Origin of the sequence: Enterobacter sp. SLBN-59, assembly GCF_024807915.1 — a bacterium.
Lineage (GTDB): Bacteria > Pseudomonadota > Gammaproteobacteria > Enterobacterales > Enterobacteriaceae > Enterobacter > Enterobacter asburiae_B.
Genome location: NZ_JANUFI010000001.1, coordinates 1764945 through 1785941, shown reverse-complemented (window position 1 = coordinate 1785941; position 20997 = coordinate 1764945). Strand labels below are relative to the sequence as shown.

At 62.4% G+C, this 20997-nt stretch carries 19 protein-coding genes; 11 read left to right on the top strand and 8 right to left on the bottom strand.

Annotated features, from left to right (window positions below; translation table 11 throughout):
- Positions 1-69: 69 nt before the first annotated feature.
- The 3 genes from fes to entF are packed head-to-tail and all read left to right on the top strand — an operon-like array spanning position 70 to position 5346.
- Positions 70-1269, top strand: a complete 1200-nt coding sequence (gene fes / locus M2422_RS08500) for an enterochelin esterase (protein ID WP_064673618.1) — start codon at positions 70-72, stop codon at positions 1267-1269.
- 10 nt (positions 1270-1279) lie between these two features.
- The gene (locus tag M2422_RS08495; protein WP_064673619.1) at positions 1280-1492 is read left to right on the top strand and encodes an MbtH family protein; all 213 of its coding nucleotides are present in this window, start codon (positions 1280-1282) and stop codon (positions 1490-1492) included.
- Positions 1489-5346, top strand: a complete 3858-nt coding sequence (gene entF / locus M2422_RS08490) for an enterobactin non-ribosomal peptide synthetase EntF (RefSeq protein WP_064673620.1) — start codon at positions 1489-1491, stop codon at positions 5344-5346. Before M2422_RS08495 ends, entF begins: the two co-directional genes overlap by 4 nt.
- Before the next feature lie 88 nt (positions 5347-5434).
- Here the strand turns inward: entF and fepC are convergent, their stop codons facing one another.
- The 3 genes from fepC to fepD are packed head-to-tail and all read right to left on the bottom strand — an operon-like array spanning position 5435 to position 8225.
- A complete protein-coding gene (gene fepC / locus M2422_RS08485; RefSeq protein ID WP_064673621.1) occupies positions 5435-6235 on the bottom strand; it encodes an iron-enterobactin ABC transporter ATP-binding protein in 801 nt (266 codons plus the stop codon).
- Positions 6232-7221, bottom strand: coding sequence for an iron-enterobactin ABC transporter permease (fepG, locus tag M2422_RS08480; protein ID WP_074399207.1), 990 nt, complete (start codon positions 7219-7221; stop codon positions 6232-6234). Before fepG ends, fepC begins: the two co-directional genes overlap by 4 nt.
- Positions 7221-8225, bottom strand: a complete 1005-nt coding sequence (fepD, locus tag M2422_RS08475) for a Fe(3+)-siderophore ABC transporter permease (RefSeq protein ID WP_064673623.1) — start codon at positions 8223-8225, stop codon at positions 7221-7223. Before fepD ends, fepG begins: the two co-directional genes overlap by 1 nt.
- Before the next feature lie 108 nt (positions 8226-8333).
- Between fepD and entS the strand changes: the two genes are divergently transcribed.
- Positions 8334-9581: an enterobactin transporter EntS gene (gene entS / locus M2422_RS08470; protein ID WP_064673624.1), complete on the top strand. Its 1248-nt coding sequence runs from the start codon at positions 8334-8336 to the stop codon at positions 9579-9581.
- A 45-nt stretch (positions 9582-9626) separates the two neighbouring features.
- Here the strand turns inward: entS and fepB are convergent, their stop codons facing one another.
- Positions 9627-10586: a Fe2+-enterobactin ABC transporter substrate-binding protein gene (gene fepB, locus M2422_RS08465; RefSeq protein WP_064673625.1), complete on the bottom strand. Its 960-nt coding sequence runs from the start codon at positions 10584-10586 to the stop codon at positions 9627-9629.
- Between the two features lie 188 nt (positions 10587-10774).
- On the opposite strand from fepB, the gene entC reads away from it, so the two are divergent.
- From entC to M2422_RS08430, 7 genes are all read left to right on the top strand, one after another.
- On the top strand, positions 10775-11950 hold the full coding sequence (gene entC, locus M2422_RS08460) for an isochorismate synthase EntC (RefSeq protein ID WP_048975908.1): 1176 nt from the start codon (positions 10775-10777) through the stop codon (positions 11948-11950).
- Between the two features lie 9 nt (positions 11951-11959).
- Positions 11960-13570, top strand: coding sequence for a (2,3-dihydroxybenzoyl)adenylate synthase EntE (entE, locus tag M2422_RS08455; protein ID WP_064673626.1), 1611 nt, complete (start codon positions 11960-11962; stop codon positions 13568-13570).
- A gap of 10 nt (positions 13571-13580) precedes the next feature.
- Positions 13581-14435 (top strand): isochorismatase, encoded by an 855-nt coding sequence (locus M2422_RS08450; RefSeq protein WP_033144898.1) that lies wholly within the window; start codon positions 13581-13583, stop codon positions 14433-14435.
- A complete protein-coding gene (gene entA, locus M2422_RS08445) occupies positions 14432-15187 on the top strand; it encodes a 2,3-dihydro-2,3-dihydroxybenzoate dehydrogenase EntA (RefSeq protein ID WP_155739956.1) in 756 nt (251 codons plus the stop codon). Before M2422_RS08450 ends, entA begins: the two co-directional genes overlap by 4 nt.
- 1 nt (position 15188) lies before the next feature.
- A complete protein-coding gene (entH, locus tag M2422_RS08440) occupies positions 15189-15602 on the top strand; it encodes a proofreading thioesterase EntH (protein ID WP_023310710.1) in 414 nt (137 codons plus the stop codon).
- Between the two features lie 149 nt (positions 15603-15751).
- The gene (cstA, locus tag M2422_RS08435) at positions 15752-17857 is read left to right on the top strand and encodes a pyruvate/proton symporter CstA (RefSeq protein ID WP_064673628.1); all 2106 of its coding nucleotides are present in this window, start codon (positions 15752-15754) and stop codon (positions 17855-17857) included.
- Between the two features lie 96 nt (positions 17858-17953).
- On the top strand, positions 17954-18151 hold the full coding sequence (locus tag M2422_RS08430; protein WP_006809671.1) for a YbdD/YjiX family protein: 198 nt from the start codon (positions 17954-17956) through the stop codon (positions 18149-18151).
- Here M2422_RS08430 and M2422_RS08425 read toward each other — a convergent pair.
- From M2422_RS08425 to M2422_RS08410, 4 genes are all read right to left on the bottom strand, one after another.
- Positions 18148-18552, bottom strand: coding sequence for a helix-turn-helix domain-containing protein (locus tag M2422_RS08425; protein WP_033144901.1), 405 nt, complete (start codon positions 18550-18552; stop codon positions 18148-18150). The genes M2422_RS08430 and M2422_RS08425 overlap by 4 nt on opposite strands.
- The gene (locus tag M2422_RS08420) at positions 18533-18829 is read right to left on the bottom strand and encodes a type II toxin-antitoxin system RelE/ParE family toxin (RefSeq protein WP_047749439.1); all 297 of its coding nucleotides are present in this window, start codon (positions 18827-18829) and stop codon (positions 18533-18535) included. Before M2422_RS08420 ends, M2422_RS08425 begins: the two co-directional genes overlap by 20 nt.
- Positions 18830-19012: 183 nt before the next feature.
- Positions 19013-19756, bottom strand: a complete 744-nt coding sequence (locus M2422_RS08415) for an SDR family NAD(P)-dependent oxidoreductase (protein ID WP_032661029.1) — start codon at positions 19754-19756, stop codon at positions 19013-19015.
- A gap of 57 nt (positions 19757-19813) precedes the next feature.
- Positions 19814-20902 (bottom strand): oxidoreductase, encoded by a 1089-nt coding sequence (locus M2422_RS08410; protein ID WP_064673629.1) that lies wholly within the window; start codon positions 20900-20902, stop codon positions 19814-19816.
- Positions 20903-20997 lie beyond the last annotated feature (95 nt).

Here is a 20997-nt window from a genome sequence, read left to right as displayed (position 1 = left end):
GTTATCAATAATATTATCAATAAAATTTGCTCTAAAACAAAAAAGACTGTGAAACATGGGGTTATAAGGGTGACGACGTTAACAACCGGAAGTGAAGCGTGGTGGCAGTCGAAAAACGGACCTGAATGGGAACGTCAGAAGGAGAACTGTCGCGTCACCTTCTGGTGGCGGGATCCGGCAGGAACGCAGAAAACCTCATCGGTCAAACGCGTCTGGCTCTACGTTACCGGCGTGACCGATCACCATCAAAATGCCCGCCCGCAGTCCCTCGAGCGCATCCCGGATACCGACGTCTGGCAGTGGCAGGGCGAATTCAGCCCCGAGTGGCGCGGGAGCTACTGTTTTATCCCTTCTGTAAATGAAAACGATTTTGCCGATACCGTGTTTGAAGGCGAGCTGCCGGACCGCATGGCGCTGCGCGAAGGCTGGCGCAAGCTGCTGCCGCACGCGGTTTCCGACCCGCTGAATCGGCAGAGCTGGCGCGGCGGGCGCGGTCATGCCGTTTCTGCGCTGGAGATGCCGGACGCGCCGGTTCAGCCCGGCTGGGACCATCCCGATACGCAGTATCACCAGCCTGTCTGCATTGAGTGGAACAGCGAGCGTCTCAACAACCGTCGCCGCGTGTGGATTTTTACCACCGGGGACGACGGCACCGAGCGCCCGCTGGCGGTGCTGCTCGACGGGCAGTTCTGGGCCGAAAGCATGCCCGTCTGGCCTGCGCTGACGTCGCTCACCACCGGGCGCCAACTGCCCCCTGCGGTCTACGTATTAATCGATGCGATCGACATGGAACACCGCAACCGCGAATTGCCCTGTAACCCCGATTTCTGGCTGGCGGTACAGGAAGAACTTCTCCCTCTTGTAAAACATCTCGCCCCCTTCTGCGACCGCGCCGACCGCACCGTGGTGGCGGGCCAGAGCTTTGGCGGACTCTCTTCGCTTTATGCTGGCCTCAGCTGGCCGCAGCGTTTTGGCTGCGTGCTGAGCCAGTCCGGCTCGTACTGGTGGCCGCACCGCGGTGGGCAGCAGGAAGGGTGCCTCATCGAACAGCTCAGAGCCGGTGAGCTGACCGCGAGCGGGCTGCGTATCGTCCTCGAAGCCGGGCGCAACGAGCCGCTGATTTTCAATGCCAATCAGGCGATTTACGCCGAACTACACGCGCAGCAGCAGGTTACCTGGCGTCAGGTTGACGGCGGACACGATGCGCTTTGCTGGCGCGGTGGGCTGACGCAGGGGCTGATGACCCTCTGGCAGCCGCTCATTCAATAACGGAGTCTGTATGGAATTCAGCAATCCTTTCGATAATCCGCAGGGACAGTTCGCCATTTTGCAAAACGACCAGGGGCAGTACAGCCTGTGGCCGCAGCAGTGCGAACTGCCTGCGGGGTGGCGCGTGGTGTGCGAAGCGCAGTCTCAGGAGGCGTGCCAGCAGTGGCTGACCGGGCACTGGCGCACGCTTGAACCGTCCCATTTTGCGGAGGGGAGCGCATGAACCGTCTTCCCCTCGTCGCCGCCCAGCCGGGTATCTGGATGGCGGAGCAGCTGTCCACGCTGCCAAACGCCTGGAGCGTGGCGCACTACACCGAGCTAAAAGGCGATATCGACGCGCCATTGCTGGCAAAAGCCATCGCTGAGGGCATGATGGAGGCCGATACCCTGCGAATGCGTTTTGCCGAGGATAACGGCGAGGTGTGGCAGTGGGTGGATGACACCCTCATTCTGCCGGAGCCGTCCATCGTTCGCGTTGCCTCTCACGAAGATGCCGTGGCGCTGATGGAGGCCGATCTCCACCAGAACCTGCGCGTCGACAGCGGTCAGCCGCTGGCGTTTCACCAGCTGATTCAGGTGGGTGAAAGCCACTGGTACTGGTATCAGCGCTATCACCATCTGGTGGTGGATGGCTTCAGCTTCCCGGCCATTACCCGCCAGATCGCCGCGATTTACGCCGCGTGGAAAAAGGATGAACCGACTCCTGACTCCCCGTTTACGCCATTTGCCGAAGTGGTGGAAGAGTATCAGCGCTATCGCGACAGCGAGGCGTATCAGCGCGACGGCGCCTTCTGGGTGGAGCAGCGCAGGCAGCTTCCTTCTCCGGTCTCGCTCTCTTCCGCGCCGCTGCCGGGACGCGCCGCCACTACCGATATTCTGCGCCTCAAAATCGCCGCCGACGGTCGCGCCTTTAGCCAGCTTGCGCAGGCGGCAGGGCAGGCGCAGCGTACCGATCTGGCTATTGCGCTGGTGGCGCTGTGGCTGGGCCGCCTGACCGGAAGGCTGGACTACGCCGCCGGGTTTATCTTTATGCGCCGCATGGGCTCCGCCGCGCTGACCGCGACCGGACCGGTGCTCAACGTCCTGCCGCTGGCGGTGAATATCAACCCGCAGGAGAGCCTGCCGGAACTGGCGCTGCGCCTGGCCAACCAGCTGAAAAAAATGCGCCGCCACCAGCGCTACGACGCCGAGCAGATCGTGCGCGACAGCGGGCGTGCCGCAGGCGAAGAAGCCCTGTTTGGCCCGGTGCTGAACGTGAAGGTGTTTGATTATCAGCTGGATATCGACGGCGTGGAGGCCATCACCCACACGCTGGCCACCGGCCCGGTGAACGACCTTGAGCTGGCGCTGTTCCCGGACGAACAGGGCGGATTGAGCATTGAGATCCTCGCCAGTAAGCAGCGTTACGATGAGGCGACGCTTTCCCGTCACGTCGCGCGCCTGAACGCGATGCTGATGCAGTTTGCGGCCAACCCGGACCTGCGCTGCGGCGAAGTGGAAACCGTTTCAGAGCAGGAATACCAGAGGCTTGCGCGCATCAACGATACCGGACTGGCGCTGCCGGCCACCACGCTGGCGGATCTGGTGGTGGAGCAGGCGAGCAAAACGCCGGACGCCCCCGCGCTGGCGGACGCGCGTATTGAGCTCAGCTACCGCCAGATGCGCGAGCAGGTGGTTGCGCTGGCAAACCTCCTGCGCGCGCGCGGCGTGAAGCCGGGCGACAGCGTGGCGGTGGCCCTGCCGCGCTCGGTTTTCCTGACGCTGGCGCTGCACGGCATCGTCGAGGCCGGCGCCGCGTGGCTGCCGCTCGACACCGGCTACCCGGACGACCGCCTGCGGATGATGCTGGAAGACGCGAAGCCATCCCTGCTCATTACTACCGACGAGCAGCTTCCGCGCTTTAGCGATCTGCCGATTAGTGCATTTAGTTACAACACCCTTTTACCGGCTGCGGATGCAAAACCGCTGCGACTGGCGAAGCCGGAGCAGACGGCGTACATCATCTTTACTTCCGGTTCGACGGGGCGTCCGAAAGGGGTGATGGTTGGCCATACCGCCATCGTTAACCGCCTGAAGTGGATGCAGGACCACTACCCGCTGGACGCGACTGACGTGGTGGCGCAGAAAACGCCGTGCAGCTTTGACGTGTCGGTGTGGGAGTTCTGGTGGCCGTTTATCGCCGGGGCGAAGCTGGTGATGGCCGAGCCGGACGCGCACCGCGACCCGCAGGCGATGCAGAGCTTCTTCGCGCAGTACGGCGTGACTACTACCCACTTCGTGCCGTCGATGCTGGCGGCGTTTGTCGCCTCGCTGACGCCGGAAAACGTCGACTGCTGCAGGACGCTTAAGCAGGTGTTCTGCAGCGGCGAAGCGCTGCCGACCGGGCTGTGCCGCGAGTGGGAGCAGCTCACCCGTGCGCCGCTGAACAACCTCTATGGCCCAACCGAAGCGGCGGTGGACGTCAGCTGGTATCCGGCGTTTGGCCCCGAGCTGGCGGCGGTGGAAGGCAACAGCGTGCCGATCGGCTTCCCGGTGTGGAACACGGGGCTGCGCATTCTGGATGCGATGATGCGCCCGGTGCCGTTCGGCGTGGCGGGCGATCTGTATCTCACCGGCATTCAGCTGGCGCAGGGGTATCTGGGCCGTCCGGACCTCACCGCCAGCCGCTTTATTGCCGACCCGTTCGCCCCGGGCGAGCGGATGTACCGCACCGGCGACGTTGCCCGCTGGCTGGACAACGGCGCGGTGGAATATCTCGGCCGCAGCGATGACCAGTTAAAAATCCGCGGACAGCGCATCGAGCTGGGCGAAATCGACCGGGCGATGCTGTCGCTGCCGGACGTGGCCCAGGCCGTGGCGCACGCCTGCGTGTTCAACCAGGCGGCAGCCACCGGCGGCGATGCCCGCCAGCTGGTGGGGTATGTGGTTTCCGAATCCGGCTTACCGCTGGATCTCGACGCGCTGATGGAAGCACTAAAAGCACAGCTGCCGCCGCATATGGTCCCGGTGGTGCTGCTGCAAATCAGCGCGCTGCCGCTCAGCGCGAACGGCAAGCTGGACCGCAAGGCGCTGCCGCTGCCGGAGCTGACGAGTAAATCCTTCGGGCGCGCGCCGGAAAGCGAATCCGAAATTGCCGTCGCGCAGTCGTTTTCTGCCCTGCTGGGCTGCGAGGTCAACGACATCGACGCCGACTTTTTTGCCCTCGGCGGCCACTCGCTGCTGGCGATGCGCCTGGCGGCACAGCTTAGCCGCGCGTTCGAGCGCAAGGTTACGCCGGGGCAGATAATGGTCGCCTCAACGGTGAGCAAGCTCAGCGCGCTGCTGGACTCGCAGATGAGCGACGAGCAGGCGCAGCGACTGGGGTATGAAACCCTTCTTCCGCTGCGCGAAAGCGACGGCCCGACGCTGTTCTGTTTCCATCCGGCGTCCGGCTTTGCCTGGCAGTTTAGCGTCCTGGCACGCTACCTCAGCCCGCGCTGGTCCATCGTCGGCATTCAGTCGCCGCGTCCGGACGGTCCAATGCAGCAGCGTGCGGATCTGGATGGGGTGATTGAGCATCACCTGGCTACGCTGCGTAAGCAGCAGCCGCAGGGGCCGTATTACCTGTTCGGCTATTCCCTCGGCGGCACGCTGGCGCAGGGTATTGCCGCCCGTCTGCGCGAGCAGGGTGAAGCGGTGGCCTTCCTCGGCCTGCTGGACACCTGGCCGCCGGAAACCCAGAACTGGTCGGAGAAAGAGGCCAACGGCCTCGACCCCGAGGTGCTGGCGGAAATCGAGCGCGAGCGTCAGGCGTTTATCGCCGCCCAGCAGGGTCAGGGCTCCAGCGAGCTGTTTAACGCTATCGAGGGCAACTACGCCGACGCGGTGCGGCTGCTCACCACGGCGCGCAGCGCGCGCTTTGACGGCAAAGCGACGCTGTTTGTCGCCGAGCGCACGCGAACGATGGATCCGCAGGTCGCCTGGGCGCCGTGGGTGGCGGAGCTTGAGGTGTACAGCCAGGACTGCGCCCACGTGGATATCATTTCACCGCAGGCGTTTGAGAAGATAGGGCCGGTGTTGAGGGAGATATTGGGGTAGTGATTTCCCCTCACCCTAACCCTCTCCCCAACGGGGCGAGGGGATGCTTTGCTCCCTCTCCCTGTGGGAGAGGGCCGGGGTGAGGGCATCAGACCGCACGCTTGCCCAGCGGCACCACCAGCGGCGTACCCGCCACCGGATCGTCAATAATCATGCAGCGCATGCCGTAGATCCGCTCGATCAGCTCCGGCGTCACAATCTCCTTCGGCGCACCCTGCGCCACAATCTCACCGTCTCGCAGGGCAATCAGATGCGTGGCGTAGCGGCACGCCTGGTTTAAGTCGTGCAGCACCGCCGCCAGGGTATACCCCTGCGTGCGGTTCAGCTCGCTCAGCAGCTCCAGCAGGTCAATCTGATGGCTGATGTCGAGCCAGGTTGTCGGCTCGTCCAGCAGCATGATCGACGTTTCCTGTGCCAGCACCATCGCGATCCACGCCCGCTGACGCTGCCCGCCGGAGAGGGTGTCCACGCTCTGCTGAGCAAGATCGGTGATGCCCGTCGCCTGCATCGCGCGGTTCACCGCCTCGTCATCCTCTTTGCGCCAGCGGGTAAACAGCGGCTGATGCGGATAGCGTCCGCGCGAGACCAGCTCCTGCACCGTGATGTCGCCCGGCGTGGTGGCGTTTTGCGCCAGTAGACCGATGCGCCGTGCTACCTCTTTGCTGGCGAAGCGCTGGATCTGCTCCCCGTCGAGGAACACGCTGCCTTCAGCCGGCGTCATCAGGCGGCTCAGGGTGCGCAGCAGGGTCGATTTGCCGCAGCCGTTCGGGCCGATAATCGCGGTGAAATGGCCGTCCGGAATGGCGACGGATAAGTCACGGGCAATGATTTTTTTGCCGTAGCAGAGGGTTAAGTTTTCGCCGCGCAAGCGGGGGGTTGAATCAGTCATTTCCTGCGTGACTCCTGAACGAGCAAGACGATGAGGTAAATCCCGCCGAGGCTGACGGTCACCACGCCCACCGGCAGTTGATAAGGCATATACAGCCGCTGGGCGCAGAGATCGGCGGCCAGTAGCAGGAGCGCGCCGCACAGCGCCGCCTGAGTTAATCCCCAGCGCGCCGTGCCGCTAAGTCGCCGGGCGATGTGCGGTGCCACGAGGGCGATAAACGAGATTGGCCCGGCAATCGCGGTGGAGGCGGCGGTCAGCAGTACGGCGACCAGCATCAGCATCAGGCGCGAGCGCTCGACGCCCACGCCCAGCGCGCAGGCGCTGTCGTCGCCCATCTCCAGCAGACGCATGCGCCGCACCAGCAGCAGCGCGCCGATAAACATCAGCAAAATCAGCGGCGCGGCGGGCCAGGTTTTGCCCCACGTCAGGCCGTTGAGCGATCCGGCGTACCACAGCCCGGCGGAGAGCGCGGTTTCCAGCGAGGCCTGCAGTAAAAGCCAGGTGTTAAAGGCCATCAGCATGGCGCGGATGCCGATCCCGATGATGATCAGGCGAAAGGTGTCGATACCGTTGCGCCAGGCCAGCGCCCAGATCAGTAATGACGTCAGAATGCCGCCCGCCATCGCCGTAAAGGTAATGGCCGTCAGGTGCTGACCAAACAGCACCATCGCCACCAGCACGCCGCTCCAGGCCCCGGTGTTGAGGCCCATCACGTCCGGGCTGCCGAGCGGGTTGCGCATCAGCGACTGGAATATCGCACCGCTCACGCCGAGCGCTGCGCCGACCAGAATCGCCATCGCCACGCGCGGGAGACGCCACTCCGTCACCACCATGGTGACGTTGCGCGGCGCGCTGCCGAGCAGGGCGTCAAAGACCTGGACAACATCAAGCGTCACCGCGCCGCTGCGCAGGCTCCAGACCGCCAGCAGCAGAATGACGATAGTCAGCAGGCAGATGCTGGTGAGTAAACGACGGGACGGGGCCATCATGCGCCACCTCCGCGTTTACGGCGTACCAGGAAGATCAGCACCGGCGCGCCGATAAAGGCGCTGACCACCGAGACGCGCAGCTCGCCGGGCACCAGCAGGCGACCGAGCACGTCGGCAAACAGCAGCAGGGCAGGGGTGGCCAGCAGCGTGACCGGCAGCGACCAGCGGTGATCCGCCCCCACCAGCCAGCGCGCCATGTGCGGCATCATCAGACCGATAAAGGCGATCGGGCCGACTACGGCGGTCGCGCTGCCGCACAGCACGGTGATGGCGAACAGACCAATCAGCTGCGTGCGCGCCACCCGGTTGCCGAGGGCGGTCGCGGTATCGCTGCCGAGGCTCAGGCTGTTAAGCGACCGGCTTAAAAACAGCGCCACGGCGGCAGCGATTATGACCGGGATTGCCACCACTTTTAGGGTTTCAAGGGTGCGGATATCCAGCGAACCGGCCTGCCAGAAGCGCAGCTGGTCGTAGACGTCCGGGTTGAGCAGGGCGATACCGTTGGACAAACCCTCCAGCACCGCCGCGAGCGCCACGCCCGCAAGCGTCAGGCGTACCGGACTCAGCTGCCCGCCGCCCTGGCTGCCGGTAAAGGCGACCACCAGCGAGGCGGCCAGCGCGCCGCAGAAGGCCATCACCAGCTGTTCGGAGGGCGAGGTCAACCCAAACAGCGCTGCGCCGAGCACGATGGCAAAGCTGGCGCCGGAGTTAACGCCGAGAATACCGGGATCCGCCAGCGGGTTACGGGTAAGGGTTTGCATCAGGGCACCGGCAAGGCCGAGCGCGCCACCGGACAGCAGTCCGGCAAGCGTGCGGGGCAGTCGGGCGTCGAGCACGATGACGCAGTCGGCGCTCTGGCAGGTGCCGGAGAGCGCATCAACGATAACGGACGCGGGCAGCGGCTTCGCGCCGACCAGCAGGCTGAGTGCAGTCGCAAGGATCAACAGCAGCAATAAAACGGGCACGGCAACGGCGCGCACCGCGGAAGAGGAAAACGACATAGCAACATCCATGATTTGATAATGATAGTGATTATCGTTATCTATCTTATTTGGCTATGTTAGCATGTGCGCCCATGGAATGGGTAGAAATAGACTCAAGGCTTTGTCATGAATCAAAAATCCTGGCTGCTCAACCTCAGCCTGCTGAAAACGCACCCGGCGTATCGCGCCGTTTTTATCGCTCGCTTTATCTCCATTTTGTCCCTCGGGCTGCTCGGCGTGGCCGTGCCGGTCCAGATCCAGACCATGACGCACTCCAGCTGGCTGGTGGGGTTATCCGTCACCTTAACCGGCGGGGCGATGTTCATCGGCCTGATGGTCGGCGGCGTGCTGGCGGACCGCTACGAGCGTAAAAAGCTGATCCTGCTGGCGCGCGGCACCTGCGGCGTGGGCTTTATTGGGCTGTGTCTGAACGCGATGCTGCCGGAGCCGTCGCTGCTCGCGATTTATGCCCTGGGGCTGTGGGACGGTTTCTTCGCCTCGCTGGGCGTGACGGCGCTGCTGGCGGCGACGCCCGCGCTGGTCGGGCGCGAGAACCTGATGCAGGCGGGGGCGATCACCATGCTCACCGTGCGTCTGGGCTCGGTGATTTCGCCGATGGTGGGCGGCCTGCTGCTGGCGACCGGCAACGTGGCCTGGAACTACGGGCTTGCGGCGGCGGGAACCTTTATCACCACGCTGACGCTGCTGCGCCTGCCGCTGCTGCCGCCTCCGCCGCAGCCGCGCGAGCATCCGCTGAAATCGCTGATGGCCGCGATTCGTTTCCTGTTCAGCAACCCGCTGATTGGCGGGATTGCGCTGCTCGGCGGCCTGCTGACCATGGCGAGCGCCGTGCGCGTGCTCTACCCGGCGCTGGCGGGACAGTGGCAGATGAGCGCCTCGGAGATTGGCATTCTCTACGCTGCCATTCCGCTCGGCGCGGCGTGCGGGGCGCTGACCAGCGGCAACCTGGCGCAGAACGCGCGTCCGGGGCTGATTATGCTGCTTGCCACGCTGGCCTCGTTTATCGCCATCGGCTTCTTCAGCCTGATGCCGGTGTGGGCGCTGGGCGCGTTGTGCCTCGTGATTTTCGGCTGGCTGAGCGCCATCAGCTCGCTTTTGCAGTACACCCTGATCCAGACCCAGACGCCGGAAGGGATGCTCGGGCGCATTAACGGCCTGTGGACGGCGCAGAACGTCACGGGCGATGCGATTGGCGCGGCGATCCTCGGCGGGCTGGGGGCGATGATGACTCCGGTGGCCTCGGCGAGCTGCGGCGGGTTTGTACTGGCAATTATTGGCGTGGTTTTATTCATGTCGTTGGCAGAATTGCGCCGATTCAGGCAGGAGAGTGTGTTGAACGACGGTGCGGCCTGATGCCCTCATCCCGGCCCTCTCCCACAGGGAGAGGGAGGAAAATGCCTACTTAAACAACGTATTCAATCTGTCTAACACCAACACCGCGCTGTAGTAATCCAGGCGGAACGTCTCCGTTCCCAATGCCCAGACCCGTTTGTTTTTCACCGACGGCAAATGCGCCAGCAGCGGGTTGGCGTAAATCGCATCCACGTCTTTCCGATCGCCGGCAAACACAAACAGCCCTTCGCCGTTCAGCCCCGTCGCCAGGTTTTCACCGCCCAGCTGAATGATGTCGTGGCGTTTGCCCTGGCTTTTAGAGGTCTGCAGCCCGGCGGGCAGATCCGCCAGCGTAAAGCCCAGCTGATGCAGCAGCTGGCCCTGCGCGGATTCCGCGGTCCACAGGTTGGCGCTGTGCGCGGCGGCGGTGTAGACGATGGCGTTCACCGGCTGCGGCGGCAATTTCATCTGCTGTTTCACCTGCGCGAGCTGTTTATCAAACGCGGCAATGCGCTCTGCGGCCTGTTTTTCCTGCCCGGTGAGGGTGCCCAGCTGCGTCAGCAGTTCCTGCCAGCTCTTGTCGTCGTAGTTGATGATAAGCGTTGGGGCGATGGCGGAGAGCTGATCGTACAGCGCCAGCGCGGAATCCCCGCCGGTAGCGCTGATCAAAATCAGATCCGGCATTTGCGCGGCGACCGCTTCGGCGCTTGGCTCGCCTATGTACAGTCGCGCAACCTTGCGCTGTTTCGCAATATCACCCCACTGACGCAAAAAGCCCTGCGCATCCGCCACGCGGTTGTTCGGCGTGGTCGCGCCGCTGGCAACGACCGGCGCGTCAATCGCCAGCAGGGAGCCGGTTAAGGTCACGCTGGTGGAGACAATGCGCGTCGGTTTGCTCTCAAGCGTGTGAACGCCTCGGCTGTCGGTCACCTGACGCGGCCAGTCGGCGGCAGCGGCTGAGGCAAGTCCTAAAACAAAAAGTCCAGATAAAAGCAGGGTATTACGGAATAGGGCAGGGAATTTCACAGCGCGACATCCTGTTTTCGTTGAAGATAATGCTTCTCATTTTCATGGTTGATGCGAAGGGATGCAAGCTTTTGTCGCATAAGTTATTTGTCCGACGGTTGACAGCGAAGCGATGTGGGATTAGGTTAGCCGACGAAAATATAAATGATAATCATTATTGCTTCTTTTATCATTTTGAGGAGGATGATATGGACACGTCCCTGGCTGAGGAAGTTCAGCACACCGCGACCACGCTGCAATCAGACAGCTTTTTCTTTATGTCGCCTTACCGCAGTTTTACTACCTCAGGCTGTTTTGCCCGCTTCTCTGAACCCGCCGTCGGCGGTGACGATCCGGCCGGGCAATTCCAGCAAAAATTAGCCCAGGCCTTCCGGAATGCGAAAGCTAACGGTATCGCTCATCCGGTGATGGTGGGGGCTATTCCGTTCGATACCCGCAAGCCATCTTCTCTGTTTATTCCGCAGCGCTGGCAGACCTTTTCCCGTCCGGCGCGTCAGCAGTCCGCACGCTATTTTTCCGGCTCGCAGGCGCTGAAGGTGGAACAACGCACCGAGATCCCGCCGCAGCCCGTGTTTGAAGAGATGGTCGCTCGCGCCGCGTCGCTCACCGCCACGCCGCAGGTGAACAAGGTCGTGCTGTCGCGTCTGATTGATATCGCGACCGACAAACACATGGACAGCGGCGCGCTGATGGAGAGGCTGATCGCCCAGAACCCGGCGAGCTTTAACTTCCACGTGCCGCTGGAAGACGGCGGCGTGCTGCTCGGCGCCAGCCCCGAACTGCTGCTGCGTAAAGAGGGCGCGCACTTTAGCTCGCTGCCGCTGGCAGGCTCGGCGCGTCGTCAGCCGGACGACGTATTAGATCGCGAAGCGGGCAATAAGCTGCTGGCCTCCGAAAAGGACCGTCACGAGCACGACCTGGTGACTCAGGCAATGAAGGCCATTCTGGCACCGCGCAGCCACCACCTGAGCATGCCGTCTTCCCCGCAGCTCATCACCACGCCGACGCTGTGGCATCTGGCGACGCCGGTTGAAGGTGACGCGCGTGAAAACGAAAACGCCCTGACTCTGGCCTGCCTGCTGCACCCGACCCCGGCGCTGAGCGGCTTCCCGCATGAGGCGGCAAAAGAGCTGATCGCCGAGCTGGAGCCGTTCGACCGCGAGCTGTTCGGCGGCATCGTCGGCTGGTGCGACAGCGAAGGTAACGGCGAGTGGGTGGTGACCATCCGCTGCGCGCGTCTTCGCGAAAATAGCGTTCGCCTGTTTGCCGGCGCGGGCATTGTGCCTGCCTCTTCGCCGGTGGGCGAATGGCGCGAAACGGGCGTGAAGCTCTCCACCATGCTCAACGTGTTTGGCTTGCACTAAGGATCGCTCATGACCATTCCTTTTACCCGCTGGCCTGAGGAATTCGCCCGCCGCTACCGCGAAAAAGGCTACTGGCAGGATCAGCCGCTGACCCACATCCTGACGGATCGCGCTGACAGCGATGCCGTGGCGATTGTCGACGGCGAGCGGCACATCACCTACCGCGCGTTTAATCAGGCGGTGAACAACCTGGCGTCCGTTCTTCAGGCGCGCGGGCTGCAGCGCGGCGAGATCGCGCTGGTGCAGCTCGGTAACGTGGCCGAGTTCTACGTCACTTTCTTTGCGCTGCTGCAAATTGGCGTCGCGCCGGTTAACGCGCTCTTTAGCCATCAGCGCAGCGAGCTGAACGCCTACGCGGAGCAGATCAAACCCGCCGTGCTGATTGCCGATCGCGACCACGCGCTGTTTGCGGGCGATGATTTCCTCAACGCCTTTGTGGATGCGCATCGCTCGGTACGCCTTGTAATGCTGCGCGGCGATAAGGACGAACACGCCTTGGAAGCGGCGATTGCGCGTCCGGCGGACAACTTCATCCCGAACCCGACGCCCGCTGACGAAGTGGCATTTTTCCAGCTTTCCGGCGGCAGCACCGGCACGCCGAAGCTGATCCCGCGCACGCATAACGACTACGACTACAGCATCCGCCGCAGCAACGAGATTTGCGGCATCACCGCCGAAACGCGTTATCTGAACGCGCTGCCCGCGGCGCATAACTACGCCATGAGCTCGCCGGGATCGTTAGGCGTCTTCACCGCGGGCGGGTGCGTAGTGCTGGCGAACGATCCGAGCGCCACGCTCTGCTTCCCGCTGATTGAACGGCATCAGATTAACGTCACCTCGCTGGTTCCTCCGGCGGTGAGCCTGTGGCTGCAGGCGATTGCCGACGGCGCGGGCAACGCGCAGCTCAAATCCCTCAGGCTGCTGCAGGTGGGTGGCGCACGCCTCTCCGCCACGCTCGCGGCGCGCATTCCGGCGGAAATCGGCTGCCAGCTTCAGCAGGTGTTCGGCATGGCGGAAGGGCTGGTGAACTACACCGCGCTCGACGACTTGCCGGAGCGCATCATCAACACTCAGGGCCGCCCGATGTGCCCGGACGACGAAGTGTGGGTGGCGGACGAGCACGGTAACCCGCTGCCGCGCGGTGAGGTCGGGCGTCTGATGACGCGCGGGCCGTATACCTTCCGCGGCTATTTCAACAGCCCGGAACACAACGCCAGCGCCTTCGACGCCGACGGCTTTTACTGCTCCGGCGATCTGATCGCCATCGACGAGCAGGGCTACATCACCGTGCAGGGGCGCGAGAAGGATCAGATCAACCGCGGCGGCGAGAAGATCGCCGCCGAAGAGATTGAAAACCTGCTGCTGCGCCACGAGGCGGTGATCCACGCCGCGCTGGTGAGCATGGAGGACAGCCTGCTGGGCGAAAAAAGCTGCGCGTATCTGGTGGTGAAACAGCCCCTGCGCGCGGTTGAAGTGCGCCGCTTCCTGCGCGAGCAGGGCGTTGCCGAATTCAAGCTGCCGGACCGCGTGGAGAGCGTGGATGCGCTCCCGCTGACGCCGGTCGGCAAAGTCGATAAGAAACAGTTGCGCCTGTGGCTTGCTGAACGCGCCCGGGGCTGAGGAACAGAGTATGGCCATTCCAAAATTAACCGCTTACGCGCTGCCGACCGCCGCAGAGCTGCCGACCAGTAAAGTGAACTGGGCGTTTGAGCCTGAACGTGCCGCGCTGTTGATCCACGATATGCAGGAGTATTTCCTGAACTTCTGGGGCGAAAACAGCGCGATGATGCAGCAGGTGGTGGCGAATATCGCCAGACTGCGCGCTTACTGCAAAGCGCACAATATTCCCGTGTACTACACCGCTCAGCCGAAAGAGCAGAGCGACGAAGACCGCGCCCTGCTGAACGACATGTGGGGGCCGGGCCTGACCCGCTCGCCGGAGCAGCAGCGCATTGTCCGCGAACTGACCCCGGACGAAGCGGACACGGTGCTGGTGAAGTGGCGCTACAGCGCGTTTCACCGCTCGCCGCTGGAGCAGATGCTGAAAGAAACCGGACGCAACCAGCTGCTGATTACCGGCGTTTACGCCCACATCGGCTGTATGACCACCGCCACCGATGCCTTTATGCGCGACATCAAACCGTTCTTTATCGCCGACGCGCTGGCGGATTTCACCCGCGACGAGCACCTGATGTCGCTCAACTACGTGGCCGGACGCTCGGGCCGCGTGGTAATGACCGACGAGCTGCTGCCGTCCGTTCCGGCGACCAAAGCCGCGCTGCGTGAGCTGATCCTGCCGCTGCTGGACGAGTCCGACGAGCCGATGGATGACGAAAACCTGATCGACTACGGTCTGGACTCGGTGCGCATGATGGCGCTGGCCGCCCGCTGGCGCAAAGTGCACGGCGATATCGACTTCGTGATGCTGGCCAAAAATCCAACCATCGACGCCTGGTGGGCGCTGCTTTCCCGCGAGGTGAAGTGATGGGTCTGGATTTCACCGGTAAAACCGTCTGGGTGACGGGCGCGGGTAAGGGGATTGGCTACGCGACGGCGCTGGCGTTTGTGGAGGCGGGCGCACGGGTGACCGGCTTCGATCTGGCGTTTCCGCTGGGGGATTATCCGTTCGCCACTGAAACCCTGGACGTGGCGGATGCCGCGCAGGTGCATGAAGTGTGCGGGCGCGCGCTGGCGTCGCTTGAACGGCTGGACGTGCTGGTCAACGCGGCGGGCATTCTGCGCATGGGGGCGACGGACCAGCTTTCGCAGGAGAACTGGCAGCAGACCTTCGCGGTCAACGTCGGCGGCGCGTTCAACCTGTTCCAGCAGACGATGGGCCAGTTTCGCCGTCAGCAGGGCGGGGCGATAGTCACCGTGGCGTCCGACGCGGCACACACGCCGCGCATCGGCATGAGCGCCTACGGCGCGTCGAAGGCGGCGCTGAAAAGCCTGGCCCTGACCGTCGGGCTGGAGCTGGCGGGCAGCGGCGTGCGCTGTAACCTGGTGTCGCCGGGCTCAACGGATACCGATATGCAGCGCACCCTGTGGAAAAGCAACGACGCGGAGCAGCAGCGTATTCGCGGCTTTGGCGAGCAGTTCAAGCTCGGCATTCCGCTGTGCAAAATCGCTCGTCCGCAGGAGATTGCCAGCACGGTGCTGTTCCTTGCTTCCGATGCCGCCAGCCATATCACCCTGCAGGATATCGTGGTGGACGGCGGCTCCACGCTGGGGGCGTAAGATGATCTGGAAACGTCATTTACCGCTCGAGGAGCTGAACGCGACCAGCCTGAACACCCTGGTGGCGCATCTCGGTATCGTCTATACCCGCCTCGGCGACGACACGCTGGAAGCGGAGATGCCGGTGGATGCGCGTACCCATCAGCCGTTTGGCCTGCTGCACGGCGGCGCGTCGGCGGCGCTGGCGGAAACGCTGGGGTCGATGGCCGGCTTTCTGATGACCCGCGACGGGCAGAGCGTGGTGGGGACGGAGCTTAACGCCACGCACCATCGTGCGGTCTCTCACGGCAAAGTGCGCGGGGTATGTCAGCCGCTGCATCTGGGGCGGTCGAGCCAGAGCTGGGAGATTGTGGTATTCGACGAGCAGGGGCGGCGGTGCTGTACCTGTCGGTTGAGCACGATGGTGTTGGGCTAAGCCTGGCAGATCAAAGTGATCGGCTTAACACTGTGGTGTAAATCTCTGGTTTGACCACGCATTATTGCGTTTCAAAGTTGTTAAATTTTTCCGGTTGTTCTAGAAACAAAATGTAACATCTCACTGTTTCACAACAACGGACAACAACTATGAACAACTCAGGGAAATACCTTATATGGGCAGGGCTCTCCGTTGTGGGAGCCTTTGCCCTGGGCTACATCGCCCTCAACCGGGGGGAACAGATCAATGCGCTCTGGATCGTTGTCGCCTCCGTCTGCATTTATCTGATCGCGTACCGTTTTTATGGCCGCTATATCGCAAAGAACGTTCTGGGCGTTGACGCGACGCGCATGACGCCTGCCGTCCGCCATAACGACGGGCTGGACTACGTGCCGACCGACAAAAAAGTGCTGTTCGGTCACCATTTTGCGGCGATTGCCGGAGCGGGCCCGCTGGTGGGGCCGGTGCTGGCGGCGCAGATGGGTTACCTGCCGGGGATGATCTGGATCCTCGCGGGCGTGGTGCTGGCGGGCGCGGTGCAGGACTTTATGGTGCTGTTCGTCTCGACCCGCCGCGACGGGCGTTCGCTGGGTGAGCTGGTGAAAGAGGAGATGGGGGCAACCGCCGGGGTAATTGCGCTGGTGGTGACCTTTATGATCATGGTGATCATCCTCGCGGTGCTGGCGATGATCGTGGTGAAAGCGTTGACCCACAGCCCGTGGGGGACCTATACCGTTGCCTTCACCATTCCGCTGGCGCTGTTTATGGGGATTTATATTCGCTACCTGCGCCCGGGCCGCATTGGTGAGGTGTCGGTAATTGGCCTGGTATTCCTGGTGTTCGCCATTATCTCCGGCGGCTGGGTGGCGGAAAGCCCGACCTGGGCGCCGTTCTTCGACTTTACCGGCGTCCAGCTGACCTGGATGCTGGTGGGCTACGGCTTTGTGGCGGCGGTGCTGCCGGTATGGCTGCTGCTGGCTCCGCGTGACTATCTCTCTACGTTCCTGAAAATCGGCACCATCGTCGGGCTGGCGATCGGCATTCTGATTATGCGTCCGACCCTGACCATGCCTGCGTTAACCAAATTCATCGACGGTACCGGCCCGGTCTGGACCGGTAACCTGTTCCCGTTCCTGTTTATCACCATCGCCTGCGGCGCGGTGTCGGGCTTCCACGCGCTGATCGCATCCGGAACCACGCCGAAGATGCTGGCGAATGAAAATCAGGCCTGCCTGATCGGCTACGGCGGCATGCTGATGGAATCCTTTGTCGCCATCATGGCGCTGGTCTCGGCCTGTATCATCGACCCGGGCGTGTATTTCGCGATGAACAGCCCGATGGCGGTACTGGCACCGGCTGGCACCGTTGACGTGGTGGCGTCCGCCGCGCAGGTGGTGAGCGGCTGGGGCTTTGCGATTACCCCTGATACGTTGACGAGCATCGCCAGTGAAGTGGGCGAGCAGTCGATTATCTCCCGTGCGGGCGGAGCGCCGACGCTGGCGGTCGGCATGGCGTATATTCTTCACGGCGCGCTGGGCGGGCTGATGGACGTGTCGTTCTGGTATCACTTCGCCATCCTGTTCGAGGCGCTGTTTATCCTGACGGCGGTGGATGCGGGAACTCGTGCGGCGCGCTTTATGCTGCAGGACCTGCTGGGGGTGATCTCCCCGAACCTGAAGCGTACCGATTCGCTCCCGGCTAACCTGCTGGCGACGGCGCTGTGCGTGCTGGCGTGGGGCTACTTCCTGCACCAGGGCGTGGTCGATCCGCTCGGCGGGATTAACACCCTGTGGCCGCTGTTTGGTATCGCCAACCAGATGCTGGCAGGCATGGCGCTGATGCTCTGCGCGGTGGTGCTGTTCAAGATGAAGCGCCAGCGTTACGCGTGGGTGGCACTGGTGCCAACCGCGTGGCTGCTGATCTGTACCCTGACGGCGGGCTGGCAGAAGGCCTTCAGCCCGGACAACAAGGTGGGCTTCCTGGCGATCGCCAACAAGTTCCAGGCGATGATCGACAGCGGCAAGATCCCGGCGCAGTACACCGAGTCGCAGCTGTCCCAGCTGGTGTTTAACAACCGTCTGGATGCCGGGCTGACCATCTTCTTTATGGTGGTGGTCGTGGTGCTGGCGTTGTATTCTCTCAAGACCGCGCTGGCGGCGTTGAAAAACGATCAGCCAACGGCGAAAGAAACACCGTACGAGCCGATGCCTGAAAACCTGGAAGAGATTGTGACCCAGGCGAAAGGGGCGCACTAACCTGTTTGCCGGGTGGCGGCTTCGCCTTACCCGGCCTACATTTCTTCTCCGCCCTCACCCTCCGGGAGAGGGCCGGAAACAAACGAGAAACTGATTATGTTCGACACTCTATCCAAAGCAGGTAAGTACCTGGGCCAGGCCGCCAAAATGATGATTGGCGTGCCGGACTACGACAACTACGTCGAGCATATGCGCGTCAACCATCCGGACCAGACGCCCATGACCTACGAAGAATTTTTCCGCGACCGCCAGGACGCCCGCTACGGCGGCAAGGGCGGGGCGAAGTGCTGTTAACCCTCTTTCGGTAAATAGAGGCTGATCTGTTCCTGCCTGCAGCCGTAGATCGCTGCCAGCTTTTCACGGGTGCGCTTTTGCGGACGGGAGTCGAGCGCTTCCAGCTGCGACACGGCGGACTGGGTGATGCCGAGTTTTTCCGCCACCTCCTGCTGGGACATGCCGCGCAGGATACGCCACGCGGCCTGCAGGCTGACGTTCTCGTTATGCATGACGTCGCACACTTCACCAGGTAATCCTACGTCATCATAACAATCGTGTTCGACTTCAATATCCTCTAGATCATCATCGGTTTCGTCGTCGATTTCTGCCATCTGTAAGCACATACGAAAGTATTCATCATAGGGAATAACGACGTACTGCGCTTTTCCGTCATCGTCCTTAATTAGCTGAACAGCCATAGGGGGCTTTCTCCTCGTGAAGGTAGGTCGTTGATGTTCTGCGCTTGACGGCCAAAACATAACAATGGTTATCGGGATCGTCCCGAAGTGTAATCAGAATGCGGTAATCGCCAACGCGTAGCCGGAATTGATTTTCTGTTGCCGATATTTTTTTGATATCGGGCCGGGGAGCTGAGCGATCGTCCAGCTCAGCAAGTTTTGCTTTGATTCTTCGCTGATATCGGCCATCGATTTTGAAAAACTCTTTCTTTGCATTCTTTGACCAGACAATCTTCATCCGTACCTCCACTGTACGCCCACACAAAGTATAAGGAAATAATAAGGCTATTAGATAAATTCCGAATTTCTAATGGGGTACTGTAGAGCGGGGAAATAACCGGAGAAAGCGGCAAAACGCGAACCGTCGAGGATGCTCGGAAACGCCTCTGCCGGGCGACAGAGGCTTGCAGGGAGATTGCGATCAGGCGTTCAAACCGCCGTCCACATCCAGGCCGGTGCCGGAGATCTGCCCGGCCGCCGGGCTGGCAAGAAACGTGACCGCCGCCGCGACGTCTTCCGGCTGACCGTAATGACCCAAAGCAATAAGCTGACGCTGAGAGTCAGCCTGTTCCCCGTCTTCCGGGTTCATATCGCTGTTGGTGGGGCCGGGGTGCACCAGGTTAACGGTAATGCCGCGCGGCCCTAAATCACGGGCCAGCCCGCGGGTGAGGGAGTTCAGCGCCGATTTGGTCATCGAGTAAACGGCAATGCCCGGCTGCGCCACGCGGTTTGCCAGACAGCTGCCGATGTTGATAATGCGCCCGCCGTCTGACATGTGCACCAGCGCTTCCTGAATGGCGATCACCACGCCGCGAATGTTGACGTTGATAAGGGCGTCAATGTCCGCCAGCGTCATGGACTCCAGCGGGCCGCCGCGCGCGATCCCGGCGTTGTTGACCAGAATGTCCAGCCCGCCAAGGGAACGCGCCGCATGGGTGACGGCATCCTGAATCGCCTGCGCGCTGGCGCTGTCGGCCTGCACGGCTTCGCTGTGGCGCCCCAGCGCCTTAATCTCATCGGCGACCGCCTGGGCTTTATCGGCAGATTTTTCATACGTAATAATCACATCCGCACCGGCGCGCGCCAGCGACAGGGCAATCGCACGACCCAATCCGCGGCTGGCGCCGGTAACCAGCGCCTTTTTACCTGTTAAATCGATCTGCATGATGACCTCGTTACGAGAGTGGTAAGAATCATCATTAGGTATAGCCTGTCGGCGCGATCAACGGCTGAAGGATTCCACTTTCTCAAACGCGGCGCGCAGAACGTCAGGCGTTAACGTAACAGGTAAATAGTGAATCGACTCCACCGGGCGCAGGGTGTGGGCGATGACCCGATCCAACTCGTCGCGGTTATTGATGTCGACGTCCAGCTCGCGAAGCGTGGTCGGCAGGTTAAAACGCTGGTACGCCGCGACCAGCTGCGCCAGCACGTCGTCCTGGCCGAGCAGGGCGCTCTGCACCAGAATGCCGTAGGCCACCTTGGTGCCGTGCAGGTATTTTTCCGTCTGCGGCAGCACGGTTAAGCCGTTGTGTACCGCATGCGCCGCCGCCACGCGCGTATAGCGTTCGCCCAGGCCGCCGACCATCCCGCCGCCGGCGATGATTGCATCGACCACGTCCCGGAACGCCTGCGTCTGTTCGCCGCGCTGCTGGTCGGCCAGCGCCTCTTCGCTGCGCGCCAGCAGCACGTCGCGGATCGCCAGCGCGCCGTTAATGCCCAGCCGCACGGTCAGCGGCAGGTTCTCCGGCTCTGGTGCCAATACCACCGCTTCGTACCACTTCGCCAGCGTATCGCCGATGCCCGCCAGCAGGTACTCCGCCGGGGCGTTGAGGACGATCTGCGGCTCCACCAGCACCAGGAAGTTGGCGTCGTCGAAGATCTCAAAATGCAGCGCCTGTCCGGCATCGTTGTACCAGACGGAAAGCGGGGTCCACGCCGCACAGGTGGCGGCAATGGTGGGGATACCCACGAACGGCACCCCTAAGCTGCGCGCCACGGCCTTGACGGTATCCAGTACCGCGCCGCCGCCGACGCCAATCACCACGCTGGCGTCGCTGCCGGATTCATTCACCAGATGGGTGACGTCGCGCTCGCTGCAGTGGCCTTTAAACAGCAGGCGTTTCGCTCCCGGCGCGTTAAAGCTCGCCGGCAGGAAAGGGCGCGCGCCTTCGATAGCGCGCTCGCCGTAAATCCACACCGCGCGGGAAAGCTGTTCCGGGGTAAAGAAGTTATCCAGCTGCGCAAGGCTTCCGGGATGAGAGAAGTAGTTCGCCGGGCCAGGCACGACGCGGATATCGGTGTTGCTCATGATGGTGTCCTTTTTGCGGAAGCGCTAACCCGATGTTATGTCTGGACATCCGGATGGCTAATAATATTTCGCTTTAACTTATGCCTTTTCCGTCG

What these genes read in the sequence shown, in the direction of transcription:
- cstA (WP_064673628.1), top strand. Translation starts at nt 15,752, where the DNA reads ATGAACAACTCAGGGAAATACCTTATATGGGCAGGGCTCTCCGTTGTG.
- M2422_RS08425 (WP_033144901.1), bottom strand. Translation starts at nt 18,552, where the DNA reads ATGGCTGTTCAGCTAATTAAGGACGATGACGGAAAAGCGCAGTACGTC.
- entE (WP_064673626.1), top strand. Translation starts at nt 11,960, where the DNA reads ATGACCATTCCTTTTACCCGCTGGCCTGAGGAATTCGCCCGCCGCTAC.
- M2422_RS08410 (WP_064673629.1), bottom strand. Translation starts at nt 20,902, where the DNA reads ATGAGCAACACCGATATCCGCGTCGTGCCTGGCCCGGCGAACTACTTC.
- fepG (WP_074399207.1), bottom strand. Translation starts at nt 7,221, where the DNA reads ATGGCCCCGTCCCGTCGTTTACTCACCAGCATCTGCCTGCTGACTATC.
- fepC (WP_064673621.1), bottom strand. Translation starts at nt 6,235, where the DNA reads ATGACTGATTCAACCCCCCGCTTGCGCGGCGAAAACTTAACCCTCTGC.
- entC (WP_048975908.1), top strand. Translation starts at nt 10,775, where the DNA reads ATGGACACGTCCCTGGCTGAGGAAGTTCAGCACACCGCGACCACGCTG.
- M2422_RS08420 (WP_047749439.1), bottom strand. Translation starts at nt 18,829, where the DNA reads ATGAAGATTGTCTGGTCAAAGAATGCAAAGAAAGAGTTTTTCAAAATC.
- M2422_RS08495 (WP_064673619.1), top strand. Translation starts at nt 1,280, where the DNA reads ATGGAATTCAGCAATCCTTTCGATAATCCGCAGGGACAGTTCGCCATT.
- entF (WP_064673620.1), top strand. Translation starts at nt 1,489, where the DNA reads ATGAACCGTCTTCCCCTCGTCGCCGCCCAGCCGGGTATCTGGATGGCG.
- M2422_RS08415 (WP_032661029.1), bottom strand. Translation starts at nt 19,756, where the DNA reads ATGCAGATCGATTTAACAGGTAAAAAGGCGCTGGTTACCGGCGCCAGC.
- entS (WP_064673624.1), top strand. Translation starts at nt 8,334, where the DNA reads ATGAATCAAAAATCCTGGCTGCTCAACCTCAGCCTGCTGAAAACGCAC.
- M2422_RS08450 (WP_033144898.1), top strand. Translation starts at nt 13,581, where the DNA reads ATGGCCATTCCAAAATTAACCGCTTACGCGCTGCCGACCGCCGCAGAG.
- fepD (WP_064673623.1), bottom strand. Translation starts at nt 8,225, where the DNA reads ATGTCGTTTTCCTCTTCCGCGGTGCGCGCCGTTGCCGTGCCCGTTTTA.
- M2422_RS08430 (WP_006809671.1), top strand. Translation starts at nt 17,954, where the DNA reads ATGTTCGACACTCTATCCAAAGCAGGTAAGTACCTGGGCCAGGCCGCC.
- entH (WP_023310710.1), top strand. Translation starts at nt 15,189, where the DNA reads ATGATCTGGAAACGTCATTTACCGCTCGAGGAGCTGAACGCGACCAGC.